Raw genomic sequence first — 24,372 nt, 5'->3', positions numbered from 1 at the left:
AAGTTTAATTAGTTTTGCAACCTTTAATAATGAATTTTCAATTTTCATACTGCGCATATACAAGTAGCTCATCATTTGCCAACCTAGTAAGGATTAAACCTTTTTTGCTGGTACTATTTTTAGTAATAGGTAAGGCTATTTTATTTGCTCAGCAAGGTACACCTATACTGCTTAACTTAGACAGTTTAAATAATGCTAAAATAAACATTAGCCCAATAGATTCTATAAAATCAGACAGCACAAAAGCCAAAAGTGGTTTCGCCAAAAAGGATTCTTCTTTTATTGATTCCAGTAGTTACTTACCCAGAACAGGTTCTGCCATTAAATCGAAAGTGAAGTATTCAGCCCAGGATTCTATTGTATACAATGAATTTGTAAAACAGCTTGATTTGTATGGCGATGCCAAAGTGTTTTATCAGGATTTAAGTAACCAGTCAGAACATATTACCATTGATTTAAATAAAAATACCATATCAAGTTTAGGACGTTTAGACAGTTTGGGTAATTTAGTGGGTACACCACAGTTTAAGCAAGGTGCTTCCGATTACAAGGCTGTTCAGATTACTTATAACTATGTAACCAAAAAAGGGTATTTAAAAGAGTTTAAAACCAAAGAAGGCGAAGGTTATGTACGCGGTACTAATGTAAAACGCGATGCTGAAAATAATTTTTATATTGATGGTGCTTACTATACCACTTGCGATGCAGAGCATCCGCATTTTTATATAGCTTCCAGTAAAATAAAAGTTATTCCGGGCAAAAAATTAATTACAGGCCCGGCTAATTTTGTAATAGAAGGGGTAAGAACACCATTGATTTTACCTTTTGGTATTTTTCCATTAAAACGTGGTCAGCAGTCGGGCGTAATTATTCCGCAATACGGTATTGATGCACAACGCGGTCCTAATTTACGCCAAGGGGGGTATTATTTTGGTTTAGGCGAAAAATTAGACTTGACTTTATTGGGCGATATTTTTACCAATTTTAGTTGGCTTGTTAATACCAAAAGTAATTACAATAACCGTTACAGATACAATGGTTTTGTAAACATACAGTTTGGTAATAATAAATACGGTAACCCTGACGATGCTACTTATTACGAACAAAGCACTTATTCCATTGGTTGGAATCATGCCATGGACCAAAGAGCAAGGCCATATACTACATTCTCTGCCAATGTAAATTTTGTGAGTTCTAATTTTTATGCGCAAAATAGTTTTAACCGTACTCAAAACTTTAACTCTACTTCGCAGTCGAGTATAGCTTATAGCAAAGGTTTTAAAAACGGACGATTCAATTTGTCGACCAATGCGCGTATAGACCAGAATTTACAAACACGAACCATTGCTGCTAGTTTTCCGAATGTAACATTTACTGCGGCTGCTTTTAATCCGCTAAAACCAAAGTCGAAGCCGGAGGCTGAATTTTGGTACGAAAAAATAAACATGAGCTATACCGGAACATTTACCAATAGCTTTACTACCACCGATACGGTTTTGTTTAAAAGCCGTACCCAATCAGAGTTTAAACAGTTTACCGATACTGCTTTTAGATATGGTATTACCCATGCTATTCCTATCAATACCTCTTTTAAGTTATTTAAGTTTTATGTATTGAGTGTAAATGCCAATTACAGCGAAACATGGGCTCCAACAACCATTAGAAAAGAGTTTGTAAACAATACCGTTGAAAATAGATTGGTAAGTGAATTTGGACGTTGGTTTAGTTTTAATACCGGAGCATCGTTAAGTACCAAATGGTACGGAATGTTAACCTTTAAAAAGGGTAAAATAGCTGCTATTCGCCACGTAGTTGATCCAAGTCTTGGTTTTAGTTTTACGCCAGATTTTAGCGATAATATGTTTGGCTTTTATAGAACAGTACAAATTGATAGCACGGGTAAAACGGCTAAGTATTCTATTTTTGAAAGAAGTTACGGTGGACAGCCTAATCAGGGCAAAATTGGTAATATAACTTTTGGCTTAAACAATAATTTGGAAATGAAGATAAGAACGGGGAAAGATACAGCCATGAAAGAAACCAAAATTAAACTGTTAGAGAGTTTAAGCTTTGGTGGTGCGTATAATGTTTTTGCCGATTCCCTGAATTTGTCGACCATTAGTATAGCGGCAAGAACCACACTTTTTAAAACACTAACCGTAAATACTTATGCTACCCTAGACCCATACCAGAATATAGTGGTGCAACAAGGTACTTTGCAAAGAATACAAAGGGTTAATCAGTATTATTTTAACAACGATGGAAGTTTAGGTAAAATTACCCAAGCCAATTTAAATTTAGGTTATGGCTTCTCGCCACAAACATTTCAAGGCAAAAGAAATGTAAAAGAAAAACGTAAAAAAGAGAATGAGCGTTGGGGTTACGAAAACTATGAACTGCCTTGGAGTTTAAATTTAAATTACTCTATCCAGTATTTAGCCAATAGCTATACCGATTTAACCAAAACCGATTATATTCAAACTTTAGGCTTTAGCGGTAATGTAACCTTAACCAAAGGTTGGAGCGTTGGTTATACTTCAGGTTACGATTTTGTCAATAAAAAAGTATCTAATTTGTTTATTGATTTAAAACGCGATTTGCATTGCTGGGTATTTACATTTAGTTGGAGTCCTATTGCACCGGGTGGCTTCTCATTCTTTAACTTTCAAATCAATCCAAAATCAACCGTATTACAGGAGTTAAAGTTTCCTAAGCGTAAAGATTATATTGATAGCAGAACGTATTAACAGACTAAGCTAACATTGTTTGATTACCTCACCTCACGGGTCAATTCGAGCGTAGTCGAGAATAAATTTAAATACACACTCGCGGCACGCGAGCGCGAGCATTAAAAAAGCTGCACAAATATTTGTGCAGCTTTTTTTAAATATGGAAACCGATTAGTGTTTGCTTAAATAATCAGCTACACCTTCAGCAGTTGCGTTCATACCGTCTTTACCTTTTTCCCAGTTAGCAGGACAAACTTCGCCTTTTTCTTCATAAAACTGTAAAGCATCAATCATACGTAAAGCTTCATCAATATTACGACCCAAAGGCATATCGTTAACTACCTGATGGCGTACAATACCATCTTTGTCAATTAAGAAAAGACCGCGGTAAGCAACAGCTGCTTCACCTAAGTTACCTATCCAAATTAAGTCTTCGTTTTCGTTGTAACCGTACGAACCTGCCAATACGCCAAAATTGCTGGCAATAGTTTTGTTAATATCAGCTACCAAAGGGTACTTAACACCTTGAATACCGCCATCGTTTTGTGGTGTATTTAACCATGCCCAATGGCTAAATTTACTGTCGATACTGCAACCAATTACTTGTACGTTACGCGATTCAAAATCAGCTATTCTTTCTTGAAAAGCAATAATTTCGGTAGGGCAAACAAAAGTAAAATCAAGCGGGTAAAAATAAAACAAAACATGTTTTTTACCGATGTATTGCTCTAGAGAAAAGTTTTCTTCAAAATCGCCACCGTTTACTACGGCATCAGCGCTAAATAAAGGAGCCTTACGGCCTACTAACATTGTCATAATTTATTTGTTTTTTGAGTTGTTTATAAATAATAGAACTGCAAATGTAGGCGAATTGTTTTTTATAAAAATAAAATGGATATAATTTATATTACCTATTAAGCTAATTTTTAGTAGCCTGATGAACAATAAAGAAGCCTGTGCTATTTAATGTCATAATTGTTTAAACAGCTATTTTCTGGCAACAAGTATTTTCAAAAGCACTACTTTCGCGGCTCAATTTTTTTAAGCGTGCAGAAATTATTAACCATATACAGACCCTATTTTAAAAATATTTTACATTTAAGCTGGCCCATTATTATTGGCCAGGTGGGTATAGTATTAATGGGTGTAGCCGATACTATTATGATTGGCAGGATAGATGCGACCAATTTAGCAGCAGCTGGTTTGGCCAATGCTATTTATTTTTTAATTACTATTTTAGGTATGGGTACTTTAACTGCTGTATCGCCTTTAATAGCGAAAGCCAAGGCCGAAGGCAATATTCCTGAATGTGTTAATTATTTTAAGGCATCCATGTTAGTGGCCTTGTGTTTATCCGTATTTATTTTTACGGTTAATGCTGTCTTAAGTTTCAATTTACATTGGTTTAAACAGCAAAGCAATGTTATTCCTTTGGCGCAGGAGTTTTTGCAATTGCTTAACTATAGTACTTTGCCATTATTACTTTATTTATCAGTTAAACAATTTAGCGATGGTTTATCCATTACCGCGCCTTCGGCAGTTATAACAATAGTGGCTTTGTCATTGAATATTTTATTAAACTATATTTTTATTTATGGTAATTGGGGTTTTGCTGCATTGGGTTTAAAAGGTGCCGGTTATGCCACTATTGTTGCCCGTAGTTTAATGTTTGTGAGTATGCTATTGTATGTGTTGTTTCATAAGCAATACAAACCCTATTTGCTTAAAACAACAACGGCTGTAAAAAACCAGTTTGTAGCTATTTTAAAAGTAGGCTTGCCTAGCGGATTTCAATACTTTTTTGAAGTAGGTGCTTTTGCTACTGCGGCTATTATTATTGGCTGGATTGGCAAAGACGAACAAGCTGCTCATACCATAGCTATTAATTTAGCTTCGCTAACCTATATGGTGGCAACAGGTTTTTCAGCAGCAACAGGCATATCCGTTGGCGATGCCTATGGAAGAAAAAATAAAACGGATATGTTGTTTGCCGGTAAAGCGGGTATTTTTTTAGGAGCAATATTCATGGGTTTTTGTGCCATTATTTTTACCCTGTTTAACCAGTTTATAGTAGAGCTAACGGTAAACGAACATGAAGTACAAACCATTACAGCAGGTTTGCTTTATATAGCAGCCATGTTTCAGTTAAGTGATGGGGTACAAGCAGTAAGCTTAGGTGCTTTGCGTGGTTTAGCTGATACAAAAGTACCAACCGTTATTACCATTATAGCTTATTGGGTTATAGGTATTCCTTTGGGTTACTATTTTACGTTTCCGTTAAACTTAGGTTTATATGGTATTTGGTATGGCTTAAGTATAGGTTTAACCTTTTCAGCCATATTCCTGTGCATCCGTTTTGTACGTGAAGTAAAATCGTTAAAGTTATAATTGAAAGCAATGAGCCAGAAAGTAAAAGTACACTTAGCCCTTTGGATAGTAACCATTATTTATGGTGCTACTTTTAGTATAGCCAAACAAGTAATGCCTTTATACATTAAACCTTTTGGTTTTATATTGTTGCGTGTTTTGGTAGCCAGTGTATTAATTTTGGTGTTCCACCGCATTGCTATTAAAGAAAAAATTAAAGACAAAAGCGATTTATTGAAAATGGTCGTATGTGCTGTATTTGGTGTGGCCGCTAATATGTTATTGTTTTTTAAAGGACTTGCCATTACTACACCTATTAATGGTTCTGTATTAATGATGAACACACCTATTTTTGTGGTGCTTATTTCTTGGTTTTGGTACAAAGAAAAAATTACGCTAACCAAAGCATTGGGTGTTTTACTGGCCAGCATAGGCGCTATTATGTTGGTAGGGGGTACCAAGTTTGAGTTTAGCTCAACCCGTGCGTTAGGCGATTTAATGGTGGCTGCCAATGCCATTATATATGCTTTTTATTTGGTGTATGCCAAACAGCTTATTCATAAATACCATCCGCTTACCGTTACTTTATACGGGTTTTTGTTTGGTACCTTATTGGTTTTGCCATTTGGTATTGGCGATTTTATGCAAATAGAGTGGAGTTCTTTTACACCTAAAATAACAGGCTTTGTGGTTTTTATTACGGTAGGCTCTACCTTTTTTACTTATGTGTTAAATGCTTATGCCTTGCGCCATGCAAGCAGTAGTTTGGTAGGCTCATACATATACTTACAACCCGTTTGCGCTACATTAATTGCTATAGTATTTGCTACCGATGAATTGAATATAGAAAAGCTTGTATTTATGTTTGTTGTTTTTGCGGGCGTGTACTTAGCCAGTTTAAAAAAGAAAGTAACAGAAGTTATGTAAAGTTTATTTAATCATTCTTTTACGCCATTGTAGTATTGGTTTTTCAACCAGTAAATGAAGTAAAGATGCTCCCATTACACAGGTTACTATACAAATTAAAAGCATCCAGTTGCTGGAAATGTTAAAGTCAGCGAATAAGTGATGTGTCATATGTACAATACCTTTATGTGTTAAATAAACAGCATAGGAAACAGAGGCTATATAAGTAGTTATTTTCGAATTCCATTTGTATAAAAAACTTGTTGGACTGATAGCTCCAATTACGATGAATCCATAGCCAATGGCAACCAATGGAAAGCCAAAAACAGAAGCATTGTACGATAGTGCATCTGCACATAAAAAGTAAGCAGCAGCAAACACCAATAAACTGGAAACAATAAACAGGTTGCCATATTTTGATAGTTTACTCCAAACAGTTGGTAAAAACTGGTAGATGGCAGCTACAGCAACACCTACTAAAAGCCCGTCTAAACGGCTGTATGTTGGGTAATAAATATATTGGTACCAATATATCCATGCATTTTCGGTTTCCATTACAGGCGTATATAATTGATTGAAACAATATATTCTGATAACAAAACCCGACACGAATAAAACAATCAATAACCAGTAAGCGTGCTTAGGCCATTTTAAATATTGCAAAAGCAAAAGGGTAATGGGTAGTAATAAATAAAAATGTTCTTCCACGCAAAGCGACCAGGCATGCGAAAAGGTGCCAAAATCTTTTATGTTAAGACCTATGTTTTGTGTGAATGTTAAAAATTTCCAAAGCGGAGGCAAGGCTTCTTTTTCGCGGAAAAATGGAAAGCAAAAATAGATAGTAAGCGTTACTAAAAAGGCAGGGATAATCCGGAAGAAGCGTTTCAAAAAAAATGTTTTAAACGAAATGAGTTGCTCTTCCTTAATGCTTGCAAAAAGTTGTGAGGAGATAAGGAAACCACTTAATACAAAAAACAAATCAACACCTGTCCAACCGAACGATGCTACAGGTGGTAACCAAGTAGGTTGCCCATGACTGAGAATAAAATAATGGAATAAAAAAACAAAGATGATGGCTAAAGCACGCAAGTGATCAAGGCCATAAAATTTTTGAGGTATGTTGTTATTATTTGTTATGCTCATTTAACAGGTAACGGTTTTACATAATTCATTTTCTCTTTCCGTTTCCAGCGTAATATGCTGAATATTTTTATGTTCAAGTATATGCTTCAATTCTTTTTTTATGTGTTGCTCTTGTTCCGTTGTAATGCTTTGTTGCAAAACCAAATGAGCCGTTAAGGCATTCTCCGTAGTGCTGATAGCCCATACATGAATATGGTGTAAATCTTTAATACCTGTAATGTTGAGTGCCGTTGTTTTTATATCGTCCACACTAATATTTTCAGGAACCCCGTCAAGCGATAAACGTAAACTATCTTTCAGTAGTTGCCAGGTTGAAAAAAGAATAACCAATGCAATAACAATGCTTAATACACTATCAATCCAAAACCAGTTGGTATATACTATTACAATGCCACCAACTACAATACCCAATGAAACCACAGCATCGCTCATTAAGTGTAAGTAGGCACTTTTTATATTCAGGTCTTTGTCCTTATCGCGCATAAACAACAAAGCGGTTAAGCTATTAATAACAATACCAACACCGGCAACAATGGCAATGGTGGTGCCTGATAGCGGTTCAGGGTTTAAAAAACGATGTGCTGCCTCATATATAATAGCACCTATGGAAACCAATAGAATAACAGCATTGAAAAGAGCCACCAGTATGGATGTTTTTCTGTAACCGTAAGTATAATGTTTATTGGCTTTTACTTTTAGTAGGCGGAATGCCAAAAGAGATAAAGCCAAAGTACCTACATCGGCTAAGTTATGTCCGGCATCGGAAAGTAAAGAAAGAGAATGGGTAAATAAACCAAAAGCCGCTTCTATTATTACAAATAAAAAGTTTAATACAATGCCAACTATAAACGCAGTATTTACATTTTTTAATGGGGTGGTATGGTCTGTATGTGAATGGTGATGCTCCACTTGGGTTAATTGTTGGTTGCTAAGTTAAAGCTTATTATTCTATTTTATTGACCAAATGATACAAAAACAAAGGCCAATGATTTACCATTAGCCTTTGTTGAATATGTAAATTAATTTAATGATAAGTCTATTTTCTTTCCACGTCTAAAATCTCACCATCGTCCATCATTTTCTGAAAATCAGCTTTTGTCATTGGTATTTCATCTTCACTATAGCCTGCATCACCTTTTTCTTTTAAGTCTTTCAATCCTGATAGTTTATTGGTTTCGTACTGATTCATTAAAATGAATGAAGTATCGCCACTTATTCTTTGTATTTTATACAAGGTGTATTGTTTAGCATCATTTTTTATTTCATACACATCGCCACTTTGTGGTGTTTGAATCAATGCAGCTACTTTTTCTTTTTTCTGTTTGTCGGAAACAATAAGTACTACTACTAATATAGCCAACAATGCCAGTCCTGAAAAAGTCCATATAGGTGTTTTTGCTGTGCTTTTTAAAGTGTCGTAACGGCTGTTTAACGAACCGCTAAATTCTTCTTTTGTTAAGGCATGTTTGCAATGAGCGCAAACGGTTGCACCTGTTTTACCAACGGGAATAAATGGTATAAAAAAAATATGAACGTATTTTTGTAATACACGCATCAGTATGCTGTTTGCTGTTTGGCAATTGGTGCAACTGTCTGCAATGTTTTCGGTAGCAACTGGGGTTGTTTTGGTTCCGTAAATAATCATATATAAATGGTTTGAGTAATGTTTCAACTGCAACTAACTTAAAAATTGTACTGTTTCCAAATTTAGCCCCGTAAAATTTTAATTTTTCTTAAGCGGTTTTGCTGTTTTGTAATTTGACTTTTGTGTTTTTTTTGTGGCTGTATGCTTACTATTAATTGTTTGTTATATTTATGCAAGGTCAATTATTTGTTTTAAAACTAAACATGGAGCATAAAGATACTAAAAGACTTTCCCGACTCACTGCCATACTTATTCAGTTGCAGGCTAAACGTATGGTAACAGCGAATGATTTAGCACGTAAATTTGGGGTAAGTACACGCACTATATACCGCGATATAAAAGCATTGGAACAAGCAGGTGTACCTATTGTAACGGAGGAGGGCAAAGGCTTTTCATTATTGGAAGGATATAGATTACCACCTGTTATGTTTACGGAAAGTGAAGCCAATGCTTTAATAACCGCTGAGCAATTGGTATTAACCAATAAAGATGCTTCGTTTATCCGTGAATACACCGAGGCCATTAGCAAAATAAAAGCAGTATTGAAATACAATACCAAAGACAAAGCTGATTTATTGGCTAACAGAGTAGTGTTCAGGCATAATTTAAACCACGATAGAACCAGCAATTATTTAGCTACGCTGCAACTGGCTTTAACCAATTATATGCTTACACATATTGAATACAACACACTGGAGAAAGAAGAAATAAGTACACGAACCATTGAGCCTTTTGCTTTATATAGCACCCAAGAAAACTGGTTGTTAATAGCCTGGTGTCGTTTACGCAACGATTTCAGGGTTTTTAGATTAGATAGAATAAAACGCTTACAGGTTTTGGAAGAAAAATTTGAGCCACATACCATCAGCATACAGGAGTATTTTAAAATTTGTTTAGAAAAATCTTTACACCCTTGACATAAGGCTGTCAAAACGCATAGCTATGTTTGCCTTGAATTTAAACAACAAAATATGCAAATAGACACTTTTAACATTATTGGTATAGCAGTGAGAACTACCAACGAAAACGGGCAATCAAGCAAGGATATTCCTGCGTTATGGAATACATTTATGGCAGAAGGTATTTTAGCAAAAATACCCAACAGAATAAGCGATGATATTTATTGCATGTACACTGAGTATGAAAAAGACCATACCAAACCCTATACAACCATTATAGGGTGTAAAGTAGCAGACTTAACTAATGTGCCAACGGGTATGGTAGGTAAAACAATTGAAACAGCACAATATGCTGTACATACCGTGCAGGGAAACATAATGGAAGGCATAGTGTATACTGAATGGTTGAAAATTTGGGATGCTGATTTACCAAGAACTTTTATAGCCGACTTTGAAATATATGGCGAAAAAGCACAAGACCCTGCCAACGCAACAATTGATATATTTGTAGGTGTACAATAAACATGAACCCACAAGAGCAATTTTATTTACAACAAACAGCGCCAATAAGTCAATGCTTATTGGCGCTGAAAAATATTATACTGGCACAGGATGAAAATGTGGTGGCTACCTGGAAATATGGTATGCCTGTTTTTACTTACAAAGGTAAAATGTTCTGTTATTTATGGGTACATAAAAAACACCTGCAACCTTATTTGGGCATAGTAGAGGGTAAGCACATTACCCATCCAAAGCTGATTATAGAAAAGCGGGCCCGTATGAAAATAATGATGTTTGACCCCAACAATGATTTACCCATTGAAGACATTGAAACTATTTTACAGCAGGCTATACAGTTGTATAAAACAGGTATAGTTAAAACAAAAACCCCTTAAGTTTTATAACGTAATTATACACCAAACTGAGTTAAGTGATGATCAAGATGTTTGTAAAACATATTATTCCATTCCGTTTTGGTTAACGGGCCAAATGAGTGTGATTCTTTATTGTCGAAATAAGCTTCGCCCAACTCTTGTGTTTTCTTTATGTGATTGGTTAAGCGGCTTTTTTCTTCCTCAAAATTTTTCTCGTCTTTTATTACAAACTCAGTTGCTGTAGGGCTGCTTTTTTTATAAGGCTTTTCGCTCACCACTAAATTTTTTATAAATGCTTTTAAAATAAACTTTTTAAAAGCATTGGGCGTTGGGTGTTTGTTGTCGTAAACAAGCTCGTAAGTTACATTGCAATGAGCCAACATTTGAGCCACTGACATTTTACCCCAGTTTGCTTTGGTGTTTGCGTTTAGTTTTTCAATACGACTGATTAGTTCTGCGCTATCGTTTGGGTTAAATACGTTTTTCATTTTGGGGCTATTGGTTTTTATTAAATAAGGCAATAAATATAAAGAAACCTTTGGCATTGAAAAGTTAAATTTATAACAAGCTTACAGCAATGCAAATGGATAGTTTTTTAACTATATTAAATTTGTTTAAACCCTTTTACTTTTTGGGTGCTTCGCCATTCAATTCCTTTATTTTATTTTCAATTTGAGTATCAAACTCGGCTATTTGGTATTTGTATGCTCCTGTGTTTTCTGCATGGGCTCTATAATACAATTCATAACTTTGGAGTCTTAATTCGCAATACTCTCTTAACAGCCTGTTTCGGCTTCTAACTTTAAGTGGTAAGTCTAAATCTTTAAAACCATCAAGCAGCGTAATCATTTTTTTCCAGTTATCAATACCATTGTCTTTTATTGCGAATAAAACACTATCGTTAGGTGTGTTTGGTGGTAAATGAAATACCGATAAAGCCTTTTCTTCCATGACGCCAAATGCTGCCATTTGCGTATCATATTTACCAAAATCATTAGGTATGGTTTTATACACACTAAATGATGAAATAAGCATAACTACACTTACTAAAGCAATTGTTGCATAAGATAATCTGGTATTATCAGGTCTTTTTAAGCTGGGTAAAAAAGCAAAGCCTATTAACAGGCCACTTACCAATCCTCCAATATGAGCCGCATTGTCAATACCATCTTTAAGTCCGTTTAATAAGTTATAGCCTACAAAAAAAACAATACTTGCCAATAAGGCTTTGCGTTTGCCCGGCTCCACTAAATTAGTGCTCAGCAATGCTAAAAAAATACCGTACATACCAAATATAGCTCCTGATGCACCTGCACTAATAGTCAGGTCGTGCCACCATAGGCTGGTAATGCTTGCTGCAATACCTGCTAATAAGTAAGCAGTAATAAACTTAACCTTACCCAATATAGGTTCCAGCAAAGCACCAATATATAACAAAGCATATACATTCAGCAGCAGGTGAATAATACCTATGTGTAAAAAGCAGGCCGTTAATAAGCGCCACCATTGCCCTTCTAAAGTTAATGGCTTAAAATTAGCTCCCCAGTTTAACAAGCTTTCATTGTCGGGCAACATAATATTGACTCCGCTAAAAGCCATCAGTATAAAAATAAGAATATTTATATCAATGATAATAGGCGTAAAGAAAAAGTCTTTGGTAGGTTTAAAAAGATATAACAGCTCTTGAAGTGCACTTACATCGCTCGAAGCAGGTAAGCTTAAAATATCTTGTTCTGGCGGAACAAAGCTTGCCTGCATTGCCTCGTATTTTGCTGCCGTTTCATCACTGTTGAAAGTAGATTTAAGCCTATCAAACGCAGCCATAAACTCGAGTATAATTTTTTTGTTTTTACCCCAATCTACTAACTCAGTACCCATTGACGAACTGGTGATGTAAACCAAACCATTTTTAATTTTTACCCTAACTTCTGCTAACCACATAAGCGGATCGTTGTTTGTATAAGCTATAAAACCGCTGTGACTTATATAGGAAAACTCCCAGTTTAATTGCTGAGCCGTTTCAATAGCTATTATTAAAAATTGCTGTTCGGTTAAATCGGTTAAAACAATTGTTTCCGTATGTCTGGGTGTAAGTCCTATTGCCATGTGTAAGTATTAGTTTTTGTTATACGTTCTCATTTGCAAACACGATGGAAGTGTTACCTGAGCACTGTAACGTGTTTTGGTTAATAAGCCTGTTTTTGAGTTGCGTTTAAATACAATAATATTATTTGTTACCTGATTAGCCACCAATAAAAAATTACCTGTTGGGTCTATGGTAAAGTTTCTTGGATGGTCGCCATACGTTTTTTGATGGCCCACTAATGTTAGCTTTCCGTTTTGTTGATTAATAGAAAAAATGGCAATGGTATTTTCATCGTCCCAACGATTGGAAGCATATAAAAACAAACCATCGGGCGAAATATGAATATCAGCACTGCCGTATGATGTTTGTAGTTTACGGTACGAACGTATTCTTTGTATCGTATCCAGCTTTCCGTTTTGGTAATTATAAGCAGTAACAGTACCGCCAAGCTCTTCAATACAATATGCAAGGGGTTTTGTTGGATGAAAGGTGAAATGCCGTGGTCCGCTTCCTAAAGTAGCTTGCACGGTATAGTCGGGCATGGCTATAAGCGGTTGCTTTTGTAAAGTATCAAATTTAAATACACGTATTTTATCCGCACCCAAATCAGGTAAAAATACATAGTCGTTTTGTGGAGAGAAAACAGCCGCATGTATATGCGCTTTGTCTTGTCTTTCTCGGTTTATGCTGCTATCGGTAAATTGAATAAGTTGCGTATATGGATTTAAGCTGCCATTTTCATTACATGTAAAAACCGAAACATTGCCTTCGGTATAATTGGCATTCACAACATATTTGTTGTTTTTATGTACGCTAACATAAACAGGATTTTCGCCACCACTGGCTTGTTTATTAATAAACGTTAACCGGCCCTTTACGCTGTCTATTTTAAAAGCAGAAACACTACCCGCATTCGGCATTTTAGTATCCGTACAAGCATATAAATACTGTCCGTTAGGAGCAATAGTAATAAAGGATGGATTGGTAATGTTTTGTACATGACTTAGCTTTTTTAACTCACCGGTTTGGTTATTAAAATCATATACAAAAAGGCCTTTATTGGGTACAGCATTGGTGTACGTGCCTACAAATAAATAAGTGCGTTGTTGTGCGTTACCAGGCAAGCATAAACACCAAAATAAAACAGCCAGTAAATAAGTATAAGTGATGCTTGGTTTTATTGCCATGTATTTTTGTTGCCATATAATGAAGCAGGCGACAAATAAAAGATAAATAATGGAGATTGTATAAGCTTGCTGCCCACGGTAACCTCTTAGTCTATGTTCTGCCAATGTTGGCGTTCCCACCAACATTTAGAAGTATCGAACATTATTACAGGCGAGGACGCCTGCAAAGGCTAAAAACCAATAAAATAAAACGTAAGAAAGGCTGCTACACTTTGCAGGAACTAAAAATGAAGGATATAAATCTTGCTCCGCAGGGGAGGGGATAAAAAATTGTGCGCAGAAGCCTGCTCCCCTGCGGAGCAACCTTTTGCGCCATCGGGAAAGCTTGCTCCCTTGCGGAGGAACAAAAACTGCGTGCGGGAAAGTCTGCTCCGCTGCGGAGCAGACTTTCCCACTTTATAAATATTGTCTTTAGAGGATAAATATTGGCAGCCAGTGCGGTTTTGCAAACCGCACCTAATTATTATAAGCATTTGTAATGCGGAAAATATCAATACCAATGAATACATCTGCCTAATGAACACGGTGGTGAAAAGCGGATTACAAATCCTTATAATGTATGATTTGGATTGCAAATCCAAACCAGCGAGTAAACATCCAAACCAAATACTATTCAGACAGCTGGTGCGGTTTTGCAAACCGCACTTAATTACTATGAGCATTTGTAATGCGAAAAAAATCAATATCAATTAATACATTTGTTATATGCCTTTAAAAACCATAACCGACAAAGATGGAATGTATTTCTTAACTTCAACAGTTGTTGATTGGGTTGATGTTTTTACACGCCCAATTTATCGCTATATAATAATAGATTCGTTAAGGTATTGTATGAATGAAAAAGGTTTAGAATTATATGCTTGGGTTATCATGTCAAACCATATACATTTAGTGGCTGCGTCCAAACCTGGTTTTCATTTATCTGACACTATGCGTGATTTTAAAAAATACACAAGCAAAAAAATTACAGCAGCCATATTAGTAGAAAATGAAAGTAGAAAAGAATGGATGTTGAATAGGTTTGAATATGCAGGTAGAAATGATAAAAAGATAAAAAACTATACATTTTGGCAAGACGGAAATGAAGCCAAACCAATCTATAGCTTTGAGTTTTTAAAACAAAAGATTGATTATATCCATAACAATCCTGTTAAAGCAGAAATAGTTGAATATGCAGAGCAGTATAAATTTAGTTCAGCCATTAATTATGCCGGAGGAAAAGGACTACTTAATACATTATTAGCATGGTAAAAAAGCGGATTACAAATCCAAACCAGCGGGGAAAGATATTACCTATAAATTGATATTATGAAATTGAGAGTTAATCAAGAAGAGAGAGCTTTTTATGCGTGGGATGTCCTTGTGGAATGTGCTATTAAGAAGATAAATATTACCTATGGGTCTCTTGCAGAGGAGATAGGTACACATCCTAGAGCCATTAGATTTGTATTGGACCTTATTCAGGATTATTGTAAAAAAAACAATCTTCCTCCTTTGACAATCTTAGTTGTAATCAAGAGTACACGCTTACCAAGTGAGAAGTTTCTTAATTCTGATGTTAGTGATTACAACTTAGAGAAATCTGATGTTTTAGAATATAAATGGGATGAATCAAGTAATCCATTTGAATATGCGGAGCTTGGATATAGAGAACATAGAATAGTTAAACAATTGATTAATTTTCCAGAAAAATCATCTGAAGTTTACACAAGAGTGAAAGTAAGAGGTATGGCTCAAAAGATGTTTAGACTGGCACTTTTAAAAGTTTATGATTATTCCTGCTCTTTTTGTGGTTTAAGTTTTGAAGAGGCTTTAGATTCTTCTCACATTATTCCGTATTCTAAATCAAATTTAAATCAAAGATTAGATATTAGGAATGGCTTGTTACTTTGTTCAAATCACCATAAACTATTTGATAGTGGAATAATTACGGTTAATCAAGATTATACTATTTCTTATTTTGACCCGAATGAAAAAACAGGTCTACATTCTAATTATGATAAATTAAATACTTTGAAATTGCATAGAAAAAAAATTAAACTTCCTGATGATGAAAAACATTATCCCAATAAAGAGTATCTAACATATCACCAGTTGGGTAGTAGAAAAAAGTTATAATAATCTTTTAGCTCACGTTGGAGTCCTTGCCAACATCTACAGCATCTGAAGATTGACGCCTGCAATAGCTGCATCAACCCAAACAAAAAAAAGCGACCCTTTCGAGTCGCTTTTTCTTTATGTTCAAGGTTGGTGTCCTCCACCAATCTTTTATTTAATTATGAATGTGCAGATACTTTTGGAGCTGCTGCTAATATTTCTTCGCTTACACCGCTTGCATATTGCTCAAAGTTTTTAACAAACATGCCAGCTAATTTATTCGCTTGTGCATCGTAACCATCTTTATCAGCCCAAGTATTACGTGGGTTTAATATTTCAACAGGTACATTAGGACAAGCTGTTGGCATTTGGTAACCAAATACAGGGTGTTGCTCAAATGTTACGTTGTTTAAGTCGCCATTTAAAGCGGCTGTAATCATAGCACGGGTGTACGATAATTTCATACGTGAACCAGTACCATAAGCGCCACCGCTCCAGCCTGTGTTAATTAACCATACGTTTACGTTAGGATTTTCTTTTAATTTTTTACCTAATAACTCAGCGTATTTACCCGGGTGCAATGGTAAAAATGCTTTACCAAAACAAGCAGAGAAAGTAGCCGATGGCTCAGTAACTCCGGCTTCAGTTCCGGCCACTTTAGCCGTATAACCACTAATAAAGCTATACATAGCTTGACCTACGTTTAATTTAGAAATTGGAGGTAATACACCAAAAGCATCAGCCGTTAAAAAGAAAATATTTTCAGGTGTTTTACCTACTGAAGGTACCGCTATATTATCAATTAAATCAATTGGGTAAGCAGCACGTGTATTTTCAGTTACCGAAATGTTAGTATAGTCAACAGTTGAAGTGCCCGGAATAAAACGGGTATTCTCCACCAATGAACCAAAACGGATCGCATCAAAAATTTGTGGCTCTTTTTCTTTGGTTAAATCAACGCATTTAGCGTAGCAACCACCTTCAAAGTTAAATACCGAATCTTCAGCCCAACCGTGCTCATCGTCACCGATTAACTTACGTTCAGGGTCAGCGCTCAAAGTAGTTTTACCTGTGCCTGATAAACCGAAGAATACAGCAGTATCGCCTTTTTTACCAATATTAGCCGAGCAGTGCATTGATAAAGTATTGCGTTCTTGTGGCAATACATAATTCAATACCGTGAAAATACCTTTTTTCATTTCACCGGTATAACCGCTACCACCTACTAAAATAATTTTTCTCGAAAAATCAATGATAGAGAAGTTATGTTGACGGGTTCCGTCTTCAGCAGCTACCGCTTTAAAACTAGGGGCATTTAAAATTAACCACTCTGTTTCAAAATTAGGTAATTCGCTAGCCTCAGGACGTAAAAATAAGTTATTGCAAAATAAATTATGGTAAGCAGTTTCATTTACCACCGTTACGTTTAGTCTGTAACGAGGGTCAGCACATGCATAAGCATGGCGCATGTAAACTTTTTTACCTGCGTAATGAGCAATTACCTTGTTCATTAATTTTTCAAATTTGTCGCTCTCAAAACGATTGTTTACATCGCCCCACCAAACAGTGTTTTCTGTTTTGCTATCAACCACACAAAATTTGTCTTTAGGAGAACGTCCGGTAAATTCGCCAGTATCAGCCATTAACGCGCCAGTATCAGTTAATACACCTTCGCCATTTATTACAGCGTGGCTAACTAATTCAGCAGGGGTAAGGTTTTGGTGTGCTTTTGAAGCACTTTTCAAAATCCTATCAACGATAGAAATGTTTGTCATATTCAGGTTCTTATGATTAATAAATATCCTGCGAAAGTATTTTTTTATTTCACTTTTAAAAGCACATTTTATCTATATTTTGGTGTCAATGATTAAAATCAAAAAAAATGACGCTTAAAATAAGGCTTTTGCAGCCCCTTTGCAGCGTAAATTTTTACCGAGTTAAAAGCCCCCGCAGTCATTTTTTTTCTGTAAAAATTAATTACTTTCGCCCTTCATTTAATTCCATTTTTTTAATGTTTGACAGAGAAAGACCTAGTTTTGAAGATAGTAATAACGTAACGGTTCAAAGATGTTTTTTTGCGTACGAGTTTGCCGAAGCCTTTGTAAAAGGTAAAAACACAGCCGATATAGGTTGTGCTGATGGTTACGGAACCCAACATTTAGCCGATTTTACCGCTACCACTGTAGGTGTTGATTACAGCGAAGTAACTATTGAAGAAGCCAGGAAAAAACATGCAGCCAAAACCAATTTAACTTTTAAATCGGGCAAAGTGCCACCTATACCTTTGGCTGACGAAAGTGTGGATGTGGTTACGGCCTTTCAGTTTATTGAGCATATAGAACAACGCAAAGCCTTTATGGCCGATGTAAAACGCGTATTGAAACCGGGAGGTATATTTTTATGCACTACCCCCAATATAAAAATGAGTATTGCCCGCAACCCGTTTCACGTACATGAGTACACTTTCGATGAAATGAAACAAGAAGCTGGCAGCGTATTTGAAAACATAGAGTTAAAAGGATTGCAGGGCAACGATGTGGTAAATAAATACTATGCCGACAATTCAAAATGGGTTAAAAAAATACTAATGCTTGACCCATTGGGCTTGCATAAAATGTTACCGTCAAACTGGTTGGTAGCACCCTATAATTTTTTAACCAGCTTAATGCGCAAAAACTTAAAAGAAACCAATAACGATACGTTGAAAATAAGCACCAAAGATTTTTATTTAACTACCGATAGTTTAGATACAACCTGGGATATATTTTTAATAGCTCGCAAATAAAATAATACCTAACAAAACCAACAAAAATGAAAGGAACCGGATTAGCCCTTGTAACTCCGTTTAACGATGATTTATCTATTGACTTTGATGCTTTATCAAACCTAATAGAACACGTTATAGCCGGAGGTGTTGAGTATGTTGTAGCGCTTGGAACCACAGGCGAAACAGCTACGCTGAGTAACGATGAAAAAAAGGCAGTATATGCTTTTATTCAACAGCAGGTAAAGGGCAGGGTGCAGTGTGTAGCCGGTTTAGGAGGTAACAATACAGCCGAATTAACGGAGTATATAAAAGCTTTTGATTTTACTGGTTACGATGCCGTATTATCAGTAAGTCCGTATTATAACAAACCAAGCCAGGAAGGTATATACCAACATTTTATGGCGGTGGCCAATGTCAGTGCCAAACCAATTATTATTTACAATGTACCTGCCCGCACGGGCAGCAATATGAACGCAGAAACAACTTTGCGTTTAGCCAATGCCAGCAATAAATTTATAGCCGTAAAGGAAGCCAGTGGCAATGCTGAACAATTTATGGATTTAATACACCAGGCACCTAAAGGCTTTGAAGTATTGAGTGGCGATGATAATTTAACCGTTCCGTTTATAGCTATGGGTATGAACGGAGTTATCTCCGTAATAGGGCAAGCGTATCCAAAACAATTTTCAAACATGGTGCGTGCCGCATTGAACAACGATATTGTAACAGCCCGCACCTTACACTATGAGTTATACAGCAGCATGAAATCTATTTATTTAGATGGAAACCCGGGTGGTATAAAAGCATTGTTAAGCTTAATGGGTATTTGCAAAAATATAGTGCGCCTACCATTAACTACTGTCAATAACCAGGCATATGCTACTATTCAAAAAGTGTATGGCGAAGCTAAACTGTAATATAGTTTTAGCCATTATAGCTTTGGTTTTTGTTGCTGCCTGCAGTCAACAGGAACCAAAGCCTTTTACTTACAGTAATTATACTTTTACTGAAACCAAATTACCTATTGCCAACGACAGCTCACGCAGCTGTTCATTTACTACAAGCATTCCCATTTTAGCAGGAGGCAATCCCGTTTTAGTTGATTCTGTGAATGCTTTTATTGCACAACATTTTTTCAGAAAAAGCAGTAATAGCGAAAGCCTGCAACAAATGGTAAAAGCCGAAGCCGATAGTTTTTATCAAAGTTATTTACGCGATTTTGAAGAGTTTAACCAGGCCGATTTTCCATTAACTTACCAGTATGATTTAAAGCTGCATGTAGCTTTCCATAATGAAAAGTACTTAACGCTGAAAAACGAAAACTACGATTATATGGGTGGGGCACATGGTAATTACAGCACCTTGTATTATGTGTTTAACAGGGAAAACGGAAAGCAAGTGCGCCTGGCTGAATTGTACCCTGATACTGTTAAACTAAACAGCCTGGCACAGCAATTATTTTATAAACAAAAAAGCATTGATACCGCTACCGAAATTAATGACCAGGGTTATTGGTTTGAAAAAAATAAATTCAGCTTAAACGGCAACTTTGGCCTGTTAAAAGATACCTTGGTTTTTATGTTCAATCCTTACGAAATAACCAGTTATGCCGAAGGACAAACAGAAATAAAAATTCCACTGAAATAATTAAGTACCTAGTACTTTAACTCCTCAACAGTAATTTTATCTGTATTCGAATAGTTGTCTTGAGTCAGGTTTACTAAACTACCAACGCATATTAAGCGGTTGTTTTGTATAACTACATGCATAGGATATGTTTTGGTGCGAATAGATTTAATAAATTTAAAAGTAGTCGCATCATATACCTCTATTGTTTTACTACTGGTGGTGCCCAATATTCTATTATTTTCTTTATCAATAGTAAAAGAACTGAATTTATAATTGCCTTTGGGTAAATTATATTTTATGATATAATCCTGTGTTATAATATTCCCGCCTGACGAAAAAAGCATATAATTACCTTGGGGAGATGACTCAAAAGGGAAAGTAAAAATATCTGCGGGGAAAGTTAAGCTAAGCTGATTAGGTGAATTAATGGGATTGTTTTGATTATTGTATTGAAAATAGCTGAAATTATTCCAACTGCTTTCACACAACGCCCATAAATTGGTTTGAGTATTGCTTACTTTTTTTAAACAAACAATTTTATCCGTTACCTGCGTTGATATATTTTTTCCGGTAGCTCTGTCAAAAGCAATCAAAGAATTGTCAAAACCCAAGGTGTTTGAAATAAAAAGAATATTGTTGTTTTCAACCACGCTTGTTAAACTATTACCCACATTGAATTTAGTAATTTCAGTGAGGTTTTGCGCATCGTATACATATAACCAACCATTGTCATCTGGTATATAAAGTTCTTGTACACCATTATAGTACCCAAAATCGCAATTACCGTTTCCATTACCTATTGTTACCGTTTTGATTATTGCCTTTTTAGCAATATCGTATAAGCTGATATTGCCATTCGATTCAAAGAAATAAATAAACTTATTTTCTTTATCGTGCAGTATATTGGTTGGTTTTATTTCAAACTTACTTATTTCATTATCGAAAAAATAGTACGAATTGCTAAAATAGAATTGCGAATTAGTCCCTTTGATGTAGCCCCTGATATTATAGTCAAATCGAGGACAGTAAGGAATAAGGGTGTCAATATATTGTGAGGAATCTAAGCTAACACCTATAAAAGAAGGAGGAGCATTATTGATGTTGTCATTTCTTATAATTACTATGGATTTAAATTTACTTCGGTCTTTTATAGACCATGTTAATACCACAACAGAATCTCCATATATTTTAGGTTCATTGAGTATAATGGCATCTTTAAAATCTGTGCTGCTATCAGTACTTGTTTCTTCTTTTTTACAAGCAGCAGTACAAGCAATAAACGCTAAAAAAATTATTAGTATTTTTTTCATTAATTTTCAAATATTTCTACAAAACTATTGGGCTTAACATTTCCTTCTTGACCTGGTTCAACCGACTCAACTGGTTTGAGTATAGAGCTTATACATACTACTTTTCCGGGTACTTTAAGTATTTTAACTGGGTATCCTTCGGTTTTAATCGTTTTGGTTTTTTGATAATTAGCCTCCGCATAAAACTGGATATTTTTTAGTGTAGTAGCTCCAATAATTTCTTTTTTATCACTATCGAAAGCAAAGGCAGTAAACCACGTAGCACTATCTGTCTTTAAGGTGGCTAAATAGCCTAAATTGGTGTTTAAAATAATTCCCCTGTTTGAAGTAGCAATTTTTTTGGTTGCAGGCGACATCTCTAATATATCCGTTGTACTGGCGTTTAATGGAGAGCCTTTGTATTCTTTTGTATCTGTTATGTTACCTAAATCAGAAAATCGTTTAATACATAACTTGTTGTTTTGATTGGTTTGTAAAATGGCCGGGAGTGATTCAGGTATTACTTTCATTCGATATTCTTTTTGAGAATTTACATCAGCATGAACAGTTGTTTTTGTTTTTCTATTGTATACCTGAAAAAAAGTAGAACCTGTTGAGCTTGAAGAAAAAAATAAATCACTTTGACTAATAACACTTGTTAAAGGAGCATTATGTATTTGAACCTGGTCAATCAATTCAAGGTTTTTAGCGTTGTATATAAATACCCAACCATCGTTTCTGGGTACTATCAGTTTTGCGGTATCCTGATTTACTATTAAATCGCAATAACCTAATTTAGAATTAGAAGTAACCATGTTTACAATGCTATTGGTATTTAAACTGTATAAGGCAATTTTACCTATAGGGTCAACAAGTACAATATTATTATTCAAGTTATCGTATAGGCCATCTTTGACATCCATATTAAGTAGTTTAATGCCGGGTTTGGTGATAGTAATAATATTACTTTTAGCCAAATCAATGTCTTTACTTGAAAAAGCAGTTACCTGAAAAGTTAACAAGGGAACGGTTGGAATCTTAATAGTAATGTGGTTGTTATTGTTATAAAAATCCATACTCTCGCCCCCGTCAAAATTACCTGATAAACGGAAATACTCAATTTTTGAAGAGCTATTAGCTACGGTCCAGCTGAGCGTGGCTGAATCACCGAGTTCGGTAAGTACCACACTATTTAATTTAATGGATAATGTACTTTCTTCTTTAGTACACGACATTAAAAGCATAATAAGCGCGAGGCTTACAAGTATTTTATTCATGAAACAAATAATAAATATATGGAGTTAAACAGATTGGCTAATTTGATTAATGGCAGCATTAAGCAATACATTTTCCTGCGTACCTGCCACTAGATTTTTTAAAGTTAAGCTGCCATCCGAATTGTATAAAAGTGCATAAGGAATTTTTTTACCTGTAGCATATTTAATAGGCTTTTCCAATGGCTTTTTAGGGTTTACTTTATCAGCATATATCTCCGCAGCAATGTTTGCTTCGCGTAGTTGTTTTAAAGTTTGTAATGCTTGTGGTAAATCGTTTTCCTCAAAGCAGCAAACCAATACTTTGGTGCTTGATTGGTTCAACGCAACAGGGAATTTATTCAACTCCTCTATTACATCATATATTCTATCCAAGCCAAACGATATACCTACACCCGAAACGCCATTTAAACCAAATATACCCGTTAAGTTATCATAACGTCCGCCACCGCCAATGCTACTTTTTAAAGAGCCTTCAGTTGCAGCTACTTCAAAAATACAACCCGTGTAGTAGGAGAGGCCACGTGCTAAACTAAAGTCAAGTTTCAGGTTTATATCTTGATTGGTTGACTGGTTCAGGTTAAGTATAAATAACAATTCTTCAATGCCTTTTAAACCTTCGGTTGATGCCTGTAATTTACCACTAAGTGTAGCAAGCATTTCAGTATTGCTGCCTTTAATGGCAATAATATCAAACAAAGTATTGATTTCGCTTTCCGTAAAGCCAAGTGTATTTAATTCTTTGCTTACCCCTTCCGTTCCTATTTTATCCAGCTTATCAATAGCTACAGCAATGGTATTTAAATGCTCAATACCTTTTACTACTTCAGCTATACCTGCTAATATTTTCCTGTTGTTAAAACGCAACTCATAAGGAATATGTAATTGCGAAAAAGCCTCATGGTATATTTGAATTAAATCCAGCTCATTCAATAAGCTATCGCTGCCTACCACATCTGCATCGCACTGCCAAAACTCGCGGTAGCGGCCTTTTTGTGGCTTGTCTGCACGCCATACAGGCTGCATTTGGTAGCGTTTAAAAGGGAAAGTAATTTCGTTTTGGTGCATTACCACGTAACGGGCAAAAGGAACAGTTAAATCATAACGCAAACCTTTTTCCGAAATAAGTTTAGTGGCTAATTGTGTGTTGTTGGTAGCAAGTATTTCAGGCGTTACTTTGTCTAAATATTCACCTGAGTTTAATACTTTAAATAAAAGCTTATCACCTTCATCGCCATATTTACCGGTTAAGGTACTTAGGTTTTCCATGGTAGGTGTTTCAATAGGCATAAAGCCGTATTTTATAAAAACCTGCTCAATGGTGTTTAATATATATTTTCTTTTAGCAACCTCCTGAGGTCCAAAATCGCGGGTACCTTTAGGAATGCCTGGTTTTTCTTTTGCCATAATAGTAGCCGGCAAAGTAAAGGCACTTACAGCAAGTTTCAAAACTAAGTTTTAGCTCGACTTTGACTGAGC

22 protein-coding genes are annotated in these 24,372 nt (G+C 35.5%); 11 read left to right on the top strand and 11 right to left on the bottom strand.

What is annotated here, in order from left to right; translation table 11 throughout:
* Positions 1–29 precede the first annotated feature (29 nt).
* Complete coding sequence (locus V4538_10710; protein ID MES2381502.1) at positions 30–2,747, top strand: putative LPS assembly protein LptD; 2,718 nt, start codon at positions 30–32, stop codon at positions 2,745–2,747.
* 153 nt (positions 2,748–2,900) lie between these two features.
* Here V4538_10710 and V4538_10705 read toward each other — a convergent pair whose 3' ends face one another.
* The gene (locus tag V4538_10705; GenBank protein MES2381501.1) at positions 2,901–3,545 is read right to left on the bottom strand and encodes a peroxiredoxin; all 645 of its coding nucleotides are present in this window, start codon (positions 3,543–3,545) and stop codon (positions 2,901–2,903) included.
* Positions 3,546–3,776: 231 nt separating this feature from the next.
* Between V4538_10705 and V4538_10700 the strand changes: the two genes are divergently transcribed.
* Both V4538_10700 and V4538_10695 read left to right on the top strand, forming a co-directional pair.
* The gene (locus V4538_10700) at positions 3,777–5,117 is read left to right on the top strand and encodes an MATE family efflux transporter (protein MES2381500.1); all 1,341 of its coding nucleotides are present in this window, start codon (positions 3,777–3,779) and stop codon (positions 5,115–5,117) included.
* A 9-nt stretch (positions 5,118–5,126) separates the two neighbouring features.
* Positions 5,127–6,023 carry a DMT family transporter gene (locus tag V4538_10695; GenBank protein MES2381499.1) on the top strand — a complete coding sequence of 299 codons (897 nt, stop codon included), beginning with the start codon at positions 5,127–5,129 and terminating at the stop codon, positions 6,021–6,023.
* 3 nt (positions 6,024–6,026) lie between these two features.
* Here the strand turns inward: V4538_10695 and V4538_10690 are convergent, their stop codons facing one another.
* The 3 genes from V4538_10690 to V4538_10680 all read right to left on the bottom strand — a co-directional run bounded on the left by V4538_10690 (position 6,027) and on the right by V4538_10680 (position 8,790).
* On the bottom strand, positions 6,027–7,145 hold the full coding sequence (locus tag V4538_10690) for an acyltransferase (protein MES2381498.1): 1,119 nt from the start codon (positions 7,143–7,145) through the stop codon (positions 6,027–6,029).
* Positions 7,146–8,054, bottom strand: coding sequence for a cation diffusion facilitator family transporter (locus V4538_10685; GenBank protein ID MES2381497.1), 909 nt, complete (start codon positions 8,052–8,054; stop codon positions 7,146–7,148).
* 127 nt (positions 8,055–8,181) lie between these two features.
* Positions 8,182–8,790, bottom strand: a complete 609-nt coding sequence (locus V4538_10680; protein ID MES2381496.1) for a zinc-ribbon domain-containing protein — start codon at positions 8,788–8,790, stop codon at positions 8,182–8,184.
* Positions 8,791–8,993: 203 nt separating this feature from the next.
* Here V4538_10680 and V4538_10675 point away from each other — a divergent pair, with 203 nt between their 5' ends.
* Genes V4538_10675 through V4538_10665 form a run of 3 tightly spaced genes read left to right on the top strand, consistent with a single transcriptional unit; the run spans position 8,994 to position 10,585 of the window.
* Positions 8,994–9,707, top strand: coding sequence for a YafY family protein (locus V4538_10675; protein MES2381495.1), 714 nt, complete (start codon positions 8,994–8,996; stop codon positions 9,705–9,707).
* 54 nt (positions 9,708–9,761) lie between these two features.
* Positions 9,762–10,211, top strand: coding sequence for an effector binding domain-containing protein (locus V4538_10670; protein MES2381494.1), 450 nt, complete (start codon positions 9,762–9,764; stop codon positions 10,209–10,211).
* A 2-nt stretch (positions 10,212–10,213) separates the two neighbouring features.
* Positions 10,214–10,585 (top strand): DUF1801 domain-containing protein, encoded by a 372-nt coding sequence (locus V4538_10665; protein ID MES2381493.1) that lies wholly within the window; start codon positions 10,214–10,216, stop codon positions 10,583–10,585.
* 14 nt (positions 10,586–10,599) lie between these two features.
* On the opposite strand, the gene V4538_10660 is transcribed toward V4538_10665, so the two are convergent.
* The 3 genes from V4538_10660 to V4538_10650 form a co-directional block, all read right to left on the bottom strand.
* Complete coding sequence (locus V4538_10660) at positions 10,600–11,052, bottom strand: DUF1569 domain-containing protein (GenBank protein MES2381492.1); 453 nt, start codon at positions 11,050–11,052, stop codon at positions 10,600–10,602.
* 136 nt (positions 11,053–11,188) lie between these two features.
* Positions 11,189–12,670, bottom strand: coding sequence for a rhomboid family intramembrane serine protease (locus V4538_10655; GenBank protein ID MES2381491.1), 1,482 nt, complete (start codon positions 12,668–12,670; stop codon positions 11,189–11,191).
* Positions 12,671–12,679: 9 nt separating this feature from the next.
* Positions 12,680–13,942, bottom strand: coding sequence for a lactonase family protein (locus V4538_10650; GenBank protein ID MES2381490.1), 1,263 nt, complete (start codon positions 13,940–13,942; stop codon positions 12,680–12,682).
* A gap of 600 nt (positions 13,943–14,542) precedes the next feature.
* Here V4538_10650 and V4538_10645 point away from each other — a divergent pair.
* Together V4538_10645 and V4538_10640 are read left to right on the top strand one after the other, a co-directional pair.
* The gene (locus tag V4538_10645) at positions 14,543–15,088 is read left to right on the top strand and encodes a transposase (protein MES2381489.1); all 546 of its coding nucleotides are present in this window, start codon (positions 14,543–14,545) and stop codon (positions 15,086–15,088) included.
* A gap of 57 nt (positions 15,089–15,145) precedes the next feature.
* Positions 15,146–15,955, top strand: a complete 810-nt coding sequence (locus tag V4538_10640) for an HNH endonuclease (protein MES2381488.1) — start codon at positions 15,146–15,148, stop codon at positions 15,953–15,955.
* Between the two features lie 158 nt (positions 15,956–16,113).
* Here the strand turns inward: V4538_10640 and pckA are convergent, their stop codons facing one another.
* Entirely contained in the window at positions 16,114–17,709 is a 1,596-nt protein-coding gene (gene pckA / locus V4538_10635; GenBank protein MES2381487.1) for a phosphoenolpyruvate carboxykinase (ATP), read from the bottom strand.
* 236 nt (positions 17,710–17,945) lie between these two features.
* Here pckA and V4538_10630 point away from each other — a divergent pair, with 236 nt between their 5' ends.
* The 3 genes from V4538_10630 to V4538_10620 are packed head-to-tail and all read left to right on the top strand — an operon-like array spanning position 17,946 to position 20,348.
* Complete coding sequence (locus V4538_10630; protein MES2381486.1) at positions 17,946–18,719, top strand: methyltransferase domain-containing protein; 774 nt, start codon at positions 17,946–17,948, stop codon at positions 18,717–18,719.
* Positions 18,720–18,745: 26 nt separating this feature from the next.
* Positions 18,746–19,618: a 4-hydroxy-tetrahydrodipicolinate synthase gene (gene dapA, locus V4538_10625; GenBank protein ID MES2381485.1), complete on the top strand. Its 873-nt coding sequence runs from the start codon at positions 18,746–18,748 to the stop codon at positions 19,616–19,618.
* Positions 19,599–20,348: a DUF3298 domain-containing protein gene (locus V4538_10620; GenBank protein MES2381484.1), complete on the top strand. Its 750-nt coding sequence runs from the start codon at positions 19,599–19,601 to the stop codon at positions 20,346–20,348. The genes dapA and V4538_10620 overlap by 20 nt, the downstream gene beginning before the upstream one ends.
* Positions 20,349–20,356: 8 nt before the next feature.
* Here the strand turns inward: V4538_10620 and V4538_10615 are convergent, their stop codons facing one another.
* From V4538_10615 to hisS, 3 genes are read right to left on the bottom strand one after another with little or no spacing between them, the layout of a single operon-like run.
* The gene (locus V4538_10615; protein ID MES2381483.1) at positions 20,357–21,640 is read right to left on the bottom strand and encodes a hypothetical protein; all 1,284 of its coding nucleotides are present in this window, start codon (positions 21,638–21,640) and stop codon (positions 20,357–20,359) included.
* Positions 21,640–22,896 (bottom strand): hypothetical protein, encoded by a 1,257-nt coding sequence (locus tag V4538_10610; GenBank protein ID MES2381482.1) that lies wholly within the window; start codon positions 22,894–22,896, stop codon positions 21,640–21,642. Before V4538_10610 ends, V4538_10615 begins: the two co-directional genes overlap by 1 nt.
* Before the next feature lie 24 nt (positions 22,897–22,920).
* Positions 22,921–24,342 (bottom strand): histidine--tRNA ligase, encoded by a 1,422-nt coding sequence (hisS, locus tag V4538_10605; protein ID MES2381481.1) that lies wholly within the window; start codon positions 24,340–24,342, stop codon positions 22,921–22,923.
* Between the last annotated feature and the right edge of the window lie 30 nt (positions 24,343–24,372).

This window comes from Bacteroidota bacterium (assembly GCA_040388375.1).
GTDB lineage: Bacteria > Bacteroidota > Bacteroidia > UKL13-3 > UKL13-3 > JAAFJM01.
This window is presented reverse-complemented; position numbering and strand designations above follow the sequence as displayed.